Below are 14,423 nucleotides of genomic sequence, written 5' to 3' on the forward strand. Positions count from 1 at the left end.
GCTCCATAATACGCTATATAAACATAACAAGGAGGCGGCAGTGGCCAAGCCTGTACTAATTGATTTTAAACAGCACAGCGAAACGTTAATTAAAACCGGCCGAGGTGCTCAGTTTGGGGAGAACGTGCACTTTATTCCAGTTATCGCAGATGAGGTTAGGGCATTGGCTCTGGCGTACCCTATGTGTTTTCTAAAAGATAACAACACTGGGCAGTTTGGCTTAAATGTATTAACTGGCTTTGAAGCTGGGGAAAATTTGTATTTACAGGGCGACCAATGGCGTACTCATTATGTGCCTATTCACCTGAGACGCCAGCCATTTTTGGTGGGGGTAACTGAAGAAGGTGCAAAGCCAACAAACGACAATACCGTACTGACCTTAGACATGGATAGCGCACGGGTCAACACTGAGCAAGGTGAATCCTTGTTTAACGAGCAAGGTAAACCCAGTGATTACCTCACGCAAATGATTGATTTACTCGGGCAGTTAATGTCAGGAAACAATCGTACCGAAGTCTTTATCGAAACATTACTTGAGCATGATTTAATTGAAGCGCTACAACTGAGTATTACGCTTAAAGACGGGCAGCAAAAACGCTTCGACGGCTTATACAATATTAACGAGGCTAACCTTGGTGCACTAAATAGCGACACGCTTGAAGCATTTCACAACAAAGGCTATTTACAAGCTTGTTATTTGATTGCCGCATCAACTGGACATATACAAACCCTAGTTGAATGGAAAAAAGCGCTACAGTAATACGTGCTGTAATATCAGATGATGGCTGATTTATTCGCCATCAGTCGACTAGTGTTGAGGTGGTGTTTGGTTGTGGTACTTCACCAATACGGATTTTAATGCTTCGATTTCAACGGGCTTAGTGAGGTATTCATTCATGCCTGCCTCAATACATTTAGCGCGTTCGCTGTCCATTACGTTTGCCGTGAGGGCGGCGATGGGGATATGACTAAATATCTCACCTGCTTCACCTGCTCGTATGCGCCTGGTGGCTTCGTAGCCGTCCAAATTCGGCATTTGGCAGTCCATTAGTATTAAGTCAAACTTTAATCTTTGAGAGTGTGAAAGCGTCGCAAGTGCTTCAATGCCATCATTGGCAATAAATACGTTTACGTTTAAGCCCTTTAAAATGGCGAGCATCACCTCTTGGTTGATTTCGTTATCTTCAACTAACAGAACCTGTAGCCCTTCGAAAGATACTGGAGCAGGTGGTTTGCTGGCCATTTTGTGGGTCTGGTGTGGGGGCTTTAATCTCACAGTAAAGGAAAACGTCGAGCCTTGGTTTAACTGACTTTTAACGTTTATATCGCCGCCCATTAGTTCGCATAATTGCTTTGTTATTGACAGACCTAATCCCGTTCCGCCAAATTTACGTGTGGTGGAGGAATCGGCTTGAGAAAATGAGTCGAATAGGAAGGGCAGAGCTGTCTCACTCACGCCAATACCTGTGTCGTTTATTTCTACTTTTAGCTGTAAATTATCGCCAAGTGTAACAAGATCATAATAAACGGTAATACCTCCTGACTCAGTAAATTTAATGGCATTGGATAACAGATTGTTCATGATTTGGGTGATTCGGTAGGGATCCCCCACCACATGTTTGTGATGAAAGTTGCCTTTGGATAAAGTAAGTGTAAGGCCTTTTTTACGAGCATGAAAATGTTGATCGTGGATCAATTCTACAAAAAACTGTTCGAGGTCAAACTCCACGAGTTCAATGGTCAGTTCACCCACTTCTATTTTGGAGAAATCTAAAATATCGTTGATGATAATCAATAATGAATCAGCGCTGCGCTTCGCGGTAGCAAGATAGTTTTTCTGATCTGTATTGAGCTCAGTTTGGGATACCAGTTCAATCATACCGATTACCCCATTCATAGGGGTGCGGATCTCATGGCTCATATTAGCTAAAAAAGCACTTTTGGTTTCTGTGGCTGCTTTGGCTTCTAATTCATGTTGAATCGCTAAATCTCGTTCTATCTCCAACTCAATTTGCTTAGAGACCAGCTTTTTTCGAGCTAAATGAGCAAACCAACTAAGCAGCGTGCTCATGCCCATAGCAAAAAAGAAATGTTGTATTAGGGCCAATTCAAGCCAAACACTGATGGTGATCCAGCCGACCCAGTTAAACAGGATTGAAGCTGTCCAATGCAGGCGATTTGACAACACTATGCCAGAGGCGATGATGGTGACGAATATGTTAGTGCTATGTTCTGACGCCTCAGAAAGCCACAAATGTAGAAAGCTGTTGGCGCTGGCGATGAGCAATAATATTAAAATAATCAGGCTTTGTCGCTTAGGGGGGATTTTTGCGGTGCTAAGGGCTACCGCGCCATTTAACAGTGCCGTTAATAACGTCATCGCGCACAACACCCACTTGAATGGCTCTTGCAACACTAAATAGTGGGCCAACGTCAGAGCGCAGTATAGTACAGCGAAAAAGTAGGCTACCGGTTTAAGTAGACCATTTTTTTCATCTAGTTGTCTGATTGGAACATTGCTTTGATTCAAAAGGAATAATCACTTCATTTTATGCATTAATCATATATTAGAATATTGTTAGTCTAATGTTTGCATATACTTAAGTAGAATATGCATTGTCACTCGATCTGTTATGACACCTTGTAGCATTTTATGCCATGTTTTAACCCTATTGTATTCTCTAATATGTGTTTGCTATTTTGCACGCTAACCGTTGGTTATTAAAACACATTCGACTCTGTGAAAAGGTTAACGATTATCGCTACTTAAATTAAACACAAAATGAGACGATAAACGCTCATTACAACTCATTAGGTCACAACATGAAAATACTCACAACGTCAGTTCTAATTGCTTTTTTATGGCTTATCAATGGCGTACAAAATGTCATTGCTAACGAAGACTACACTATTGATGGTGATAAGATTCTTGTCACTGTGGTACTCAAGCACCAGCAAGATAAAAGTCTCACTGAATTACAGCAAAAGATGGATGAAAACCGCTTTTGGCAGTCATTTCCACCCAAAGGAGCAGAAATTGATTCTTGGTATGTCATGATGGGATTAGGCCAAGTGATCACGGTCAAAATCCATCCAAGAGATTTACGCACACTTAATCTAGCTATCGAGAAATCGGCCTGGGGCATTTTTGATACTGATATTTATCCTACGTATGAATTCAAGGGGATCGCTGAGTCAATAAAAGCGAAAAAAGTTGAAAAGGATAGCCAATAACGAGGTGATTTAAACTCGCTTTGTCCAATGAGAAGGCTTCATTCTGAATAAGGTGAGCAGGTCCATTCACCTCGCTATCTGGCAAATATAATCCTTGTTGGGTGTGCATAAAGGCCAGCTTTGTGAGCGCGCGACCATGGTGACACTTCACTTTTCGTTGTGAAGATTGTAGTGCTCCCGTACGATTTTTGCTGCTAGGGGCGTTTACGTCGAAATAAGTGAAATGGAATGCCAACCAAAAGGGCAATTAAAAAAGCGTAAATCAGCGAAAATATGACCGCTATGCCTATAAATGGCTCAGGATTATCATTCATTACCAAGTTAACCATTTGAAAAATCAGCGCAGAAAAAAGCGTAGAAACTTCAGTAGCCCAGGTGATGTTTCGCAAACATATATGCGTGATAAACGCACACACTAGGGTTACTGACAAAAATACAATTAATCCAACCATTCCTTCATCCATGCAGCCTCCTTTAGATTGATAGCTAAGGTGAAAAAATCAACCGTCACTGACAGCTTTATCATTAAGTTTAACCCGCCAATTTAGCCAATATGCAACATACTAGCGAGGATATCTCGTATAAGACCTTTTGCTTATGCACTCCTTAACCAGATTTGATTTACCCTGCCTACCTTACTGCCCTTTAAAGCAAGCTTATTTGATTTTGCTGTAATGATTGTGACTACGCGGCTACCTAGGAGAAACATGAAGAATAAAATAGAAAATGAAGCGCATAGCAAACGTGCGTCAACATCTGACAGCTACCAAGCGTTGCATCAGCCGAGCTCTGCGTTTGACAGTCGAGACGCGTATCTCGAACATGAATTGCAAATTATGCAGCCAAAACGCTGGCGGCCTAATTTACCCTTCAAAGATTATCGCTTCGAGCTTGAAGATACCATTCCGGCGCTTGCAGGAACGATAGGCAAAGTCGTTATGGTCAGCGCAATCGCAGCAACATTTGCTGGTGCTTTAGGTCTAAGTGATGCCTTTGTACTTGAGAACGTGCGTTACGAACTACTCATCGTCTCAGTATTCATAGTGCTGTTTTCTGGATTTATTTTACCCACCGCTAATTTAGCTGGTACACATGGACCGCTAATTCCTCTTATCCCTATCGTGGTGGCTGCGGGGGGGCACCCAATGGCCTTTGGACTATTAATTGGTGCCTTTGGACTAATATTGGCGTTTAGTAAAGGGGGGAGTCTACTTGCAAAACTGACCAGCAAAGGTGTATGCGGAGGGTTACTACTTTACTTAGGGTTTATCGGTACCACGTCCCAGGTGAAAAAATTGTTTGCTTGGGCCGAAAGTATTCAAATGACCCATATTGCTTTTGTTGTCATTCTTGCGACGATCTTGCTTTACGCCTTGCTTGAACATTTTAAAAAACGTTGGTTAGCCGTGCCGCTTAGTTGCATTTTGGGTGGGTTGATTGCATTTTCACTCGGTGCCCCGTTTGAGTTTCATACTGCGCCGGGATTGCCCAATATGAACCCTATGTATTGGTGGGGTGAAGATACAGGTTGGATGCTGGGTTTGCCGACCGTTGAAAGCTTTATGGTCGTGTTGCCATTTGCGATATTGGCGGTTGCTATGTGGTCACCAGATTTTTTAGGCCATCAGGTATTTCAAAAGATTAGTTACCCACAACGTACAGAAAAAGTGCAGATGAATATTGATGACACCATGTTAAGTGCGTCAGTTCGTCAAACATTTGGTTCTATATTCGGTGGAGCGAATTTCACTTCATCTTGGGGCACATATATTGTGCCTGCTGCCATTGCTAAACGCCCCATACCGGCAGGGGCGATATTGACCGCTTTGTTTTGCGTTATTGCAGGTGTGTGGGGGTATCCGATGGATCTTGCTATTTGGCAGCCTGTGCTGTGTGTGGCGTTAATCGTTGGGGTGTTTATTCCACTGCTTGAAGCGGGTATGGAAATGACCAGAGAGGGTAAAACGACACAGTCAGCGGCAATCGTTGTTTTTGCCTCATCTTTAGTAAACCCAGCATTTGGTTGGTCACTGACCATGCTACTGGATAATCTAGGTTTAATTGGCTGTAAAGCGCGCAGTGCCGAGTTAACGCGGATGAGTCGCTGGATCATCCCGCTTGCAATGTTCGTGATACTCACCAGTGTTATGGCAATGGTGGGAATGTTGCCAGGAATACCCGCCTTGTTAGAGAGTTTTCGCCATTAACAATAGAATTTATCGTTAGCAGCGATACAAGCGAGGTGAAAGATACATCGTTAATTACACGATTTTAAGCAGTCAGACGGTGTAATACACTTGTGAACGCCTCTGGCTGACGTTTTCGCTTTTGCGAGCAAGAACCGTGTGATATTTAAATAGACTAAAGTAGTATTATCTTGTTGGTTTGAACCCAGAGCTAAGGGATAATAGCCGTCGATATTTTTGGTCTATCTGGTTTCTTTATGCGCTTCTTTTTTCACGCTGCAATGTTAGTTTTGGGTTTTATTTCTGCTTCCACAAATGCGCAAGAGATCATTCGAAGCTCCGTATCCAAAGAGTTTATGAACGGTTTACAGGTTAAGTACCTAAAGAATATTGCAATGCATATGAATATGGAAATTGAAATTTTACCTATGCCTTTTGCGAGGCGCATAAAGGAATTGCGCCAAGGTAATCTAGACATGCTTGTTGGCTTACAACGTGAAGATGAGGACCAAGACGAAGTGGTTTATATCGCTCCAAGTTATGAAACCCTAAGGCATACCTTTTTTGTACGTAAACCCGATTTAGATCAGCTCGTGAATTTTAACGATTTACGTAAGTTGCGTATTGGCGTGACTCGAAATGCAAAGTATTTCGAGCGATTTAACCGAGAAACAGAATTAATAATGGTTCCTGTATCAACCCTTGCACAAAAAGTTGCGCTATTACAAAAAGGACGAATTGATACCTTTATTCATTTCCAAGAAAGTGCGTTGCCCCTGATCCGCAAGATGGGTTTGCAAGATGAAATAGTGTTAGCGCAATACCAGCCCATAGAAGTGAATAACTATTACGTCACTATCAGTCAAAACTCACCGTTAATTAAGCAAAAACATTTGGTTGAGTCCGCCGTGCGCACAGCGATTGCTAACGGTGAGTTTGCGACTATTCGCCGCCAACATTATTTATCCCGAGCGGACTGAGATGCCTGGCCGCGGTCGAAGCGCAAGCCATGGCCCGACTACCCGTCAATTTGTCACAACTGTAAGTAATGTTGTGTGTTAAATGCTTAGTTCAATAGGGGTATGTTCTTGTTTTCGCTGTATATGGCGTAAGCGTAATCCGAGTAAAATAGCCGCCGAGGTTAATCCGCAAATAAACCCTATCCAAAACCCTGCCGCTGCCATGCGCGGGACCAGCCAATCCGTTAGGGCTAAAACACACCCTATAGTCATTCCGATTAACCAATATGATATAAAGCTTAAGTAAAACATGGCTGCGGTATCTTTATACCCGCGCAATGCCGTAGCCGATATGACTTGAATCGCGTCTGAAAACTGAAACACCGCGGCGAGTAACATAAGCCCAGCCGCCATATTAATTACCTCAGCATTGTTACTGTAAAGTTCACCAATGTGCACGCGCGCGAGATAGGTTATGGTGGCGGTTAAGGTGGCAGTGGTTAACCCGATCAATAATGCTGCGTGGGTCGCTGTTTTTGCTTGAGTCGGTTTGTTTTCACCTAGTAAATGGCTTACCCGAATACTCGTGGCCATACCTAAGCTCAGCGGGATCATGAACATTAATGCAGAAAAATTCAATGCGACCTGGTGGGCAGCGACTATGGTTGGGCCAAATGGGGCGAGTAATATGGCGACCACAGCAAAAAGTGTTACTTCAAATAAAATGGTGAGCGCTATGGGGAGACCGAGTTTCAGACTGGCCCAAATGTCACGCATATTTGGTGCGAATATACGGGTATATAGTGCGTAAGGTTGTAGCTTTTTGGCGTTGAGAGAGTAAATCCAAGTGGCAAACATCATCGCTAAAAACACTAAGCCCGTCGCGATGCCGCAACCAGCCCCTCCAAAGGCGGGTAAACCAAGTTTGCCGTATATAAATACATAGTTAGCTGGAATATTAACCAGCAAACCAATGAGCATAATGATCATACTGGGTTTGGTTATAGACAAGCCTTCACATACATTTCGCAGTACCTGATACAAAGCAAAAGCAGGCATGGAATACAAAACGTAACGTACGTAATCTATTGTGATATTGCGCAGTTCGGTTTCCATCTCTATCAGGGAAAAGAAAAACTCTAAAAAGATACTAAGTACAAGAGCCAGCGCAGCGAAAAATAATGCCAACCACATCACCTGATAACTTGCATTGGCAACTTTATCTAGCTGCTTGGCACCATTGAAGCGCGAAATAATCGGTGGTAATGCCAGTGTTAGACCTTGAATAAACACTAGTATAGGCATGGTAAAGCTAAAGCCTATAGCAACAGCGGCCATGTCCGTGGCAGAAAAACGTCCAGCCATGATGGTATCTGACACACCCATTAAGGTTTGGGTGACTTGTGCGATTAATAAAGGCCATGCGAGGTGGGCTAACGCTTTAAATTCTATTTTTAAGGTCACTTAATATGCCAATAAAGTAAAAGGTTGAATGTGTACTGTGCTACCTTGGGCTACGCTGCACGCATCTTGCGCTAGCACGATATAGCAATTTGCATGAGCGATACTGCTCATCACGCCTGAGCCTTGTTTGCCATTAGGGCTAACAAATAACTGTCCGTTTTCATCAATACGATAAATACCACGCTGATAATCAGCACGCCCTGGCACTTTACGAATATCGCAATCTGCGGTTGCCGCTAGAACCAGAGGTTCACTGGGGGTTTGACCTGATAACACTTCAAGCACAGGTTTAACTAATTGCTCGAACGTGACGTAAGAAGAAACAGGGTTACCCGGTAAGCCGCAAAACCATGCCTTTGCCAATTTACCGAAGGCAAACGGTTTGCCTGGTTTGATTGCGACTTTCCAAAAATTAACCTCGCCGAGTGATTGCAACACGTCTTTCACGTAATCGGCATCGCCAACGGACACTCCTCCGCATGACAACACCAGATCGCACTGGTCATCCGCTTTTTCGAATATGCGCCGCAAAGTGTCGAGTTTGTCTTCAACAATGCCAAAATCAATCACTTGTGCACCAAACGCCTCCAACATGGCATGCAAGGCATAGCGGTTACTTTCAAATATTTGTCCGTTTTGAAGTGTATCCCCAGGAGACACCAACTCGTCACCGGTGGCGATTAGCCCCACCTTTATTTTGCGTACCACGCTAACGCGGGCCACACCAACAGAGGCGAGCAAAGACAGGTGCGCAGGCTTTAGCCGTGTGCCGGCTCGAAGAACAACAGCCCCTTGGCGAATATCTTCGCCAGCACGGCGGATACTATTACCCACCTTGGGACGCTGCGTAAACTGAATATGCTTAGCAGGCTCATTAAGTGCGACTGTGTTTTCCTGCATCACCACGGCATCTGCGCCTTTAGGGATCACCGCACCTGTCATAATCCGCACGCATTGGCCCGATTGAACAGTGCCAGAGTAGGGGATACCAGCAAAGGCGGTTCCTATTCGTTCAAGCGTGTCCGTTTGTTGTAGATCCGCTGCTATCATTGCGTAACCGTCCATAGCGGAGTTATCGCCAGGAGGGACATTAACGGTAGATATAACGTCTTTCGCTAAAATACGCCCATTAGCTTGCATTAAATCAGATTGTTCTTGTTCAGCTATCGCTGAAATAACATCGCGCATTTTGTCTAAAGCGTGTGATAAGGGTAACAAACCTGGGTTGTCGCAACTGGCAATCATAATAAAAACACTACTTAATTGAGGAGTTCCTTAGCCGACCAATGTTACTGTCAAGGGCCCTATAACGAAAGGCTAAACGTGAAATAAATCTGCAAGGATTTATGTCTAGGATTTTAATTTCATGTGCCTATTCTGTAGAGGATTTATTTATGATGCGCACAAACATCACAATGCGGATTTTTAGGAATAGAAAAGCGCTGAAACTCTGACGATTTAGCGTCGAAAAGCTGTAAAACACCGGTTAATAGCTCACCAGCACCGGTTAAATATTTAATGGCTTCTAATGCTTGCAGATTACCAATGATACCCACCAATGGAGGGATAACCCCTGCTTCCATACAGGTTAGCTGTTGCTCAGGAAATACCTGACTTAAACACTGATAACAAGGGCCTTTATTATCCATTAGATAGGTACTAACTTGCCCTTCAAAGCGAATGGCAGCGCCGCTAATTAACGGCGTTCGATTGGAATAACAAAGCCTGTTAATTTGCTGGCGAGTGGCTAAATTGTCGCTGCAATCAAGTACCACATTGTGTTTAGCAATTTGTTGGCTTAATGCATTATCGTCTAAGCGCAAATCAATGGTATTGATAATACACTGACTGTTATTGGCTAACAGACTTGCTTTGGCAGACACTACTTTTTTAACACCAATATCTTGTTCAGTATGAAGTACCTGACGATGCAAATTAGACAGCTCAACCTGGTCGTCATCCACCAAGGTGAGTTCGCCTGTTCCGGCGCTTACCACGTACTGGGCCGCAGCGCAGCCAAGTCCACCAGCACCAATAATCAGAACCTTAGCTGCCATCAGTGCCTCTTGGCCTTCAAGATCAATACCTGGTAGCAAAATTTGCCTTGCGTAACGCAAGGCAAGATTTTTGGTGAGAACAGGGAAGTGTTCCATTGCTTTACTATGGCTTATCACGCTAGCTAAGTTACAGCTTTTCTATACTGTAACCCTGCGCTTTTAATTGGGTTAAAACGCTGTCTTCACCTGCTAAATGCATGGCGCCTACTAGTACAAACTCAACGTCAGCGGTTTTAAGCATGTCTTGTATGTGAGGCATCCAATTGGCGTTTCTGGTAACGATTAAATCTTGGTAAATTTGTGCATAGTCTTTTTTAAAAGGCACGATACTTAGGTCAGCTAATTTTTGCATATCACCTTCGCGCCAACTGGTGCGCATGTCACCTATCATAGTGGGCATTTTTTTTATGTCACGCAGGGTATATTCAATAAGCGCATCGTTATCGTCGCCGCCTAAATTTGCTAAAAAGCTAAGCTGTTCATCTGGGGTTTCGAGCCACTGAATGGTTTTGCCCGCTTCGGAGCCTTTATCTGCGTAAAATTGATCGACCCCTTCACTGGTAAAGCCAAGTCCTTGCAGTTCAATAATGCTAAGTGTGATACTAATGAGACTGGGCTTCATAGCCGCCATTTGCGCAATCGGAATACCGCGCTGGGCAAGGTGTGTTTCTAGCTTGCTGTAATTTTGCTCTGACAAATCATCTTGTAAAGAGCGGCCATCTGTATACGTCATCATCCCTAACATTTTTTGCTGAAATTCAACCGTCTTTACCGCTGCCATGTCTGTTTCAAACACCAAGGTCGATGCTTGGTTATAAGCCGTGTCATATGCTTCAGGCAAAGGGTAATCCTCTGGTGCGAGGATATGAATGGTACCGCCGATATATAAGCTGTGTTCCCCAGACGTGACTTTCCAGACGGATGCCGCATCAACCGATGCAGTAAAAATGGAAACAGCTGCAACCAATGGCAGTGAAAATGAGCGAAGTAGTGACATAAAAGGTGTCTTCCTTTACATAAGTATTGTTCTGCCGTTTTGATTAAAACAGCGCCTAGGGATAAATGTAACCCAGTTGTTAAGCTAGCAGTGTGCCGCTTTTATCGATGCAAAGGAAATAAAATGCACACTTTTCCATTTGTTTGTACAAACTATCGACAATAAAAGCATATTTTGCACGCGTTTGTGAATTTATCCCCTGATGCAGTATTTTTCAGCGTATTTGGGAGCACTAACTGAGTCGCACCTAATGTATTTACCCATTAACCAGATGCTCCATTTTAGTCTGATTGCACCAAATTAATGCAATAAATTGCAATTTTGAGACTCCAAAAATTATAACCATATGAATACTAAGGAATTAATAGTTGGCAATATTCCTGCATTATTAAACTTGTATTTTTTAAACTAAGCGGATTTAATTCGCGATAACACATATTTGAACTGTGCTGACACATACGTCAAACACAGAACAGGCAAAGAAGCCCACTCAGACTGTCACTGAACAGTCGTGTGGGCTTTTTTTATGGGCAAATTTAGTTGAGCAAATTCATCGACCAGGGGATCAACATGTCAGCAAACACAATTAGAATAGTCGTGGTAGGGAATGGAATGGTGGGCCACCATTTTGTTGAACAAATCACTAATCATGACAAGGCCGGTAGTTCAGTTAATTACAAGGTAACGGTGTTATCTGCAGAGCCGCGTCTAGCCTATGATCGCGTGCATCTATCTGAATACTTCTCTGGCAAGACTGCTGATGATCTTGCGTTGACTACGCCAGAACAATACGAAGCGTTAGGTGTCGACTTTCATCTTGATGCTGCTGTAGTTGATATCGACAAACAAGCCAAAGTGGTGAAGACTCAATCAGGGCAATCGTTTGCCTACGATAAATTGATTATGGCGACGGGGTCATACCCGTTTGTCCCTCCCATTGAAGGCAATGACCAACCACATTGTTTGGTGTATCGCACCATTGAAGATCTAGAAGATATAAGTGCTTCCGCGAAAGTCAGTAAGACAGGTGTGGTGGTAGGCGGTGGTTTGCTAGGCCTAGAAGCAGCTAATGCGCTCAGAGAAGCGGGCCTTGAAACACACGTTGTAGAGTTTGCTCCACAGTTGATGGCAGTTCAAGTTGATACGGGAGGCGGGCGCCTATTAAGAGATAAAATTGAAGCATTAGGTGTTCAAGTTCACACCCAAAAGGCGACGCAGCGTATTGAGGCTGGCCAAACGAGTCGATACCGCATGTGTTTTGCCGATGGTGAATTTCTTGAAACTGACATGATTTTATTCTCAGCGGGTATTCGCCCTCAAGACACACTCGCGCGCCAATATGAGTTAAAAATCGGTGAACGTGGTGGTATTGTGGTTGATAATCACTGTGTTACATCTGATCCTGACATTTACGCTATTGGTGAATGTGCACTGTGGAATAACTTTATTTTTGGTTTGGTTGCGCCGGGTTACACCATGGCCCGTGCTGCCGCTAGTCATATTACCGGGGGCGATGTTGAGTTCTTAGGGGCAGATATGAGCACTAAACTCAAGCTGATGGGGGTTGAAGTTGGCTCAATCGGTGATGCCCATGCCCGTATACCCGGAGCACAGACCTATATATATGAAAATCAGCCTGATGGTGTTTACAAAAAAATCGTCGTAAACCAAGAGCAAAGCGTGTTGTTAGGCGCGGTATTGGTTGGTGATACGAGTGATTACGATACTCTCTTACAATATGCATTAAATGGCATTGATTTACCTGAAAACCCTGAGAGCTTGATTTTACCTGTAACGGGGGATGCACCTTCAGCAGGGTTAGGTGCAGACGCACTGCCTGACACTGCAACCATTTGTTCATGTCACAATGTTTCTAAGGGCGACATTATTGCAGCCTTTGATGGCGGTGCCTGTGATTTGTCTGGCGTTAAGTCTTGTACTAAGGCAAGCACAGGTTGTGGTGGTTGCTCTGCATTGCTTAAAACCGTTGTCGACAGTGAATTGGGCAAACGCGGCGTTGAAGTGAAAAAAGACATTTGTGAGCATTTTGCCTATTCACGCCAAGAGCTTTACCACATGGTTAAAGTCGGCAAGATAAAAACCTTTGATGATTTAATTGCTAAGCACGGCCATGGTCTAGGCTGTGAAATTTGTAAGCCAGCGGTTGGGTCAATCATGGCCTCCGTGTGGAACGACTTCATCTTAGAAAAGCCTCACGTGGCCTTGCAAGACACTAACGATACCTATTTGGGTAATATGCAGAAAAACGGCACTTATTCAGTTGTTCCGCGTATTGCCGGCGGTGAAATTACTCCTGATAAACTAATTGTGCTTGGGCAAGTAGCGAAAAAGTACAACCTGTATACCAAGGTCACTGGCGGTCAGCGCATTGATTTATTCGGCGCGCGAGTTGAGCAACTTCCTCCCATTTGGGAAGCGCTTATCGCTGCCGGTTTTGAGACGGGTCACGCTTACGCAAAATCACTACGTACCGTTAAATCCTGTGTCGGCAGCACTTGGTGTCGATACGGTGTACAAGATTCTGTTGGACAAGCCATTGATTTAGAGAACCGTTACAAAGGGCTGCGTGCACCGCATAAAATCAAATTTGGTGTATCGGGCTGTACTCGCGAATGTGCCGAAGCACAGAGTAAGGATATCGGTGTGATTGCCACAGAAAACGGCTGGAACTTATACGTGTGCGGTAATGGTGGAATGAAACCACGACATGCAGATTTGTTTGCTACCGACCTGGATGATGCCACTTTGGTGAAATATATCGATCGCGTTTTGATGTTTTATGTTGCCACCGCCGATCGCTTGCAGCGCACTTCGGTTTGGTTAGAGAACCTCGAAGGTGGGTTGGCTTATCTTCAAGATGTAGTCATCAATGACTCACTCGGTTTAGGTGATGAGCTTGAACAACAAATGCAGCACATTGCAGATACCTATCAGTGTGAGTGGAAAACGGCCATCGAAGATGAGTCGTCTCGCAAGCGCTTCCGTCAATTCGTCAACAGCGATGAAAGTGACAAAAGCGTTGTGTTTGTGCAAGAGCGAGCGCAAATTCGCCCCGCCACAGAAGCTGAGCTAGATACGCTCGTTAAGTCAGGCAAAGGCACAGAACAAATTATCGATATTGTTGAGTTGGCGTAAGGAGTCAGTGATGAACAAAGAACAAAATTGGACAGACATTTGTAACCTTGATGATCTTGTTGACAACTCAGGCGTTTGCGCACTCGTTAAGGGTGAGCAAGTGGCTATTTTCAAAGTACAAACGAAAGATGAAGCACAATTTTATGCCGTCAGCAATTGGGATCCCATAGGTAAAGCAAACGTTTTATATCGCGGTTTGATTGGCTCAGTGGCGGATAAAACCGTGATCATTTCTCCACTTTATAAGCAACGCTATTGTTTGCAAAGTGGTAAGTGCCTTGACGATGAACAGCAAAACGTGAGTGTTTATGGCGTGCGCGTTGAAGGAAGTAAGGTGCAACTCGATGTTGCCTAATCATTTGTTACCAGC

Annotated in this window: 12 protein-coding genes; 6 read left to right on the forward strand and 6 right to left on the reverse strand. The window is 43.9% G+C overall.

Going from position 1 to position 14,423, the window contains the following annotated elements; translation table 11 throughout:
- Positions 1-40: 40 nt before the first annotated feature.
- Positions 41-760 carry a SapC family protein gene (locus tag FX988_RS01080; protein WP_160177942.1) on the forward strand — a complete coding sequence of 240 codons (720 nt, stop codon included), beginning with the start codon at positions 41-43 and terminating at the stop codon, positions 758-760.
- A gap of 48 nt (positions 761-808) precedes the next feature.
- Here FX988_RS01080 and FX988_RS01085 read toward each other — a convergent pair whose 3' ends face one another.
- Positions 809-2,380, reverse strand: coding sequence for an ATP-binding protein (locus FX988_RS01085; RefSeq protein ID WP_160182053.1), 1,572 nt, complete (start codon positions 2,378-2,380; stop codon positions 809-811).
- Positions 2,381-2,823: 443 nt separating this feature from the next.
- On the opposite strand from FX988_RS01085, the gene FX988_RS01090 reads away from it, so the two are divergent.
- Positions 2,824-3,234: a hypothetical protein gene (locus tag FX988_RS01090; protein ID WP_160177943.1), complete on the forward strand. Its 411-nt coding sequence runs from the start codon at positions 2,824-2,826 to the stop codon at positions 3,232-3,234.
- Between the two features lie 194 nt (positions 3,235-3,428).
- On the opposite strand, the gene FX988_RS01095 is transcribed toward FX988_RS01090, so the two are convergent.
- Positions 3,429-3,698: a hypothetical protein gene (locus FX988_RS01095; protein ID WP_160177944.1), complete on the reverse strand. Its 270-nt coding sequence runs from the start codon at positions 3,696-3,698 to the stop codon at positions 3,429-3,431.
- A gap of 243 nt (positions 3,699-3,941) precedes the next feature.
- Here FX988_RS01095 and FX988_RS01100 point away from each other — a divergent pair, with 243 nt between their 5' ends.
- Together FX988_RS01100 and FX988_RS01105 are read left to right on the forward strand one after the other, a co-directional pair.
- Positions 3,942-5,441, forward strand: coding sequence for a DUF3360 family protein (locus tag FX988_RS01100; protein ID WP_160177945.1), 1,500 nt, complete (start codon positions 3,942-3,944; stop codon positions 5,439-5,441).
- A gap of 335 nt (positions 5,442-5,776) precedes the next feature.
- Complete coding sequence (locus FX988_RS01105) at positions 5,777-6,400, forward strand: substrate-binding periplasmic protein (RefSeq protein ID WP_160177946.1); 624 nt, start codon at positions 5,777-5,779, stop codon at positions 6,398-6,400.
- Positions 6,401-6,478: 78 nt separating this feature from the next.
- Here FX988_RS01105 and FX988_RS01110 read toward each other — a convergent pair whose 3' ends face one another.
- The 4 genes from FX988_RS01110 to FX988_RS01125 form a co-directional block, all read right to left on the reverse strand.
- Positions 6,479-7,843 carry an MATE family efflux transporter gene (locus FX988_RS01110; RefSeq protein ID WP_160177947.1) on the reverse strand — a complete coding sequence of 455 codons (1,365 nt, stop codon included), beginning with the start codon at positions 7,841-7,843 and terminating at the stop codon, positions 6,479-6,481.
- Positions 7,844-9,088: a molybdopterin molybdotransferase MoeA gene (moeA, locus tag FX988_RS01115; RefSeq protein WP_160177948.1), complete on the reverse strand. Its 1,245-nt coding sequence runs from the start codon at positions 9,086-9,088 to the stop codon at positions 7,844-7,846. It abuts the gene before it with no gap.
- Between the two features lie 143 nt (positions 9,089-9,231).
- Positions 9,232-9,996, reverse strand: coding sequence for a molybdopterin-synthase adenylyltransferase MoeB (gene moeB / locus FX988_RS01120; protein WP_160177949.1), 765 nt, complete (start codon positions 9,994-9,996; stop codon positions 9,232-9,234).
- Between the two features lie 31 nt (positions 9,997-10,027).
- Positions 10,028-10,897, reverse strand: a complete 870-nt coding sequence (locus FX988_RS01125; protein ID WP_160177950.1) for a TraB/GumN family protein — start codon at positions 10,895-10,897, stop codon at positions 10,028-10,030.
- Positions 10,898-11,467: 570 nt separating this feature from the next.
- Between FX988_RS01125 and nirB the strand changes: the two genes are divergently transcribed.
- Both nirB and nirD read left to right on the forward strand, forming a co-directional pair.
- Positions 11,468-14,053 (forward strand): nitrite reductase large subunit NirB, encoded by a 2,586-nt coding sequence (nirB, locus tag FX988_RS01130; protein ID WP_160177951.1) that lies wholly within the window; start codon positions 11,468-11,470, stop codon positions 14,051-14,053.
- Positions 14,054-14,063: 10 nt separating this feature from the next.
- A complete protein-coding gene (nirD, locus tag FX988_RS01135) occupies positions 14,064-14,408 on the forward strand; it encodes a nitrite reductase small subunit NirD (RefSeq protein ID WP_160177952.1) in 345 nt (114 codons plus the stop codon).
- Positions 14,409-14,423: the final 15 nt, after the last annotated feature.

It is taken from the genome of Paraglaciecola mesophila (assembly GCF_009906955.1).
In the GTDB taxonomy this organism is placed as follows: Bacteria; Pseudomonadota; Gammaproteobacteria; order Enterobacterales; family Alteromonadaceae; genus Paraglaciecola; species Paraglaciecola mesophila_A.

Excerpts from the sequence above, each read along its gene's own strand:
- FX988_RS01085 (WP_160182053.1), bottom strand. The coding sequence starts at position 2,380 with ATGACGTTATTAACGGCACTGTTAAATGGCGCGGTAGCCCTTAGCACC.
- FX988_RS01090 (WP_160177943.1), top strand. The coding sequence starts at position 2,824 with ATGAAAATACTCACAACGTCAGTTCTAATTGCTTTTTTATGGCTTATC.
- FX988_RS01095 (WP_160177944.1), bottom strand. The coding sequence starts at position 3,698 with ATGGATGAAGGAATGGTTGGATTAATTGTATTTTTGTCAGTAACCCTA.
- FX988_RS01100 (WP_160177945.1), top strand. The coding sequence starts at position 3,942 with ATGAAGAATAAAATAGAAAATGAAGCGCATAGCAAACGTGCGTCAACA.
- FX988_RS01105 (WP_160177946.1), top strand. The coding sequence starts at position 5,777 with ATGAACGGTTTACAGGTTAAGTACCTAAAGAATATTGCAATGCATATG.
- moeA (WP_160177948.1), bottom strand. The coding sequence starts at position 9,088 with ATGATTGCCAGTTGCGACAACCCAGGTTTGTTACCCTTATCACACGCT.
- moeB (WP_160177949.1), bottom strand. The coding sequence starts at position 9,996 with ATGGAACACTTCCCTGTTCTCACCAAAAATCTTGCCTTGCGTTACGCA.
- FX988_RS01125 (WP_160177950.1), bottom strand. The coding sequence starts at position 10,897 with ATGTCACTACTTCGCTCATTTTCACTGCCATTGGTTGCAGCTGTTTCC.
- nirB (WP_160177951.1), top strand. The coding sequence starts at position 11,468 with ATGTCAGCAAACACAATTAGAATAGTCGTGGTAGGGAATGGAATGGTG.
- nirD (WP_160177952.1), top strand. The coding sequence starts at position 14,064 with ATGAACAAAGAACAAAATTGGACAGACATTTGTAACCTTGATGATCTT.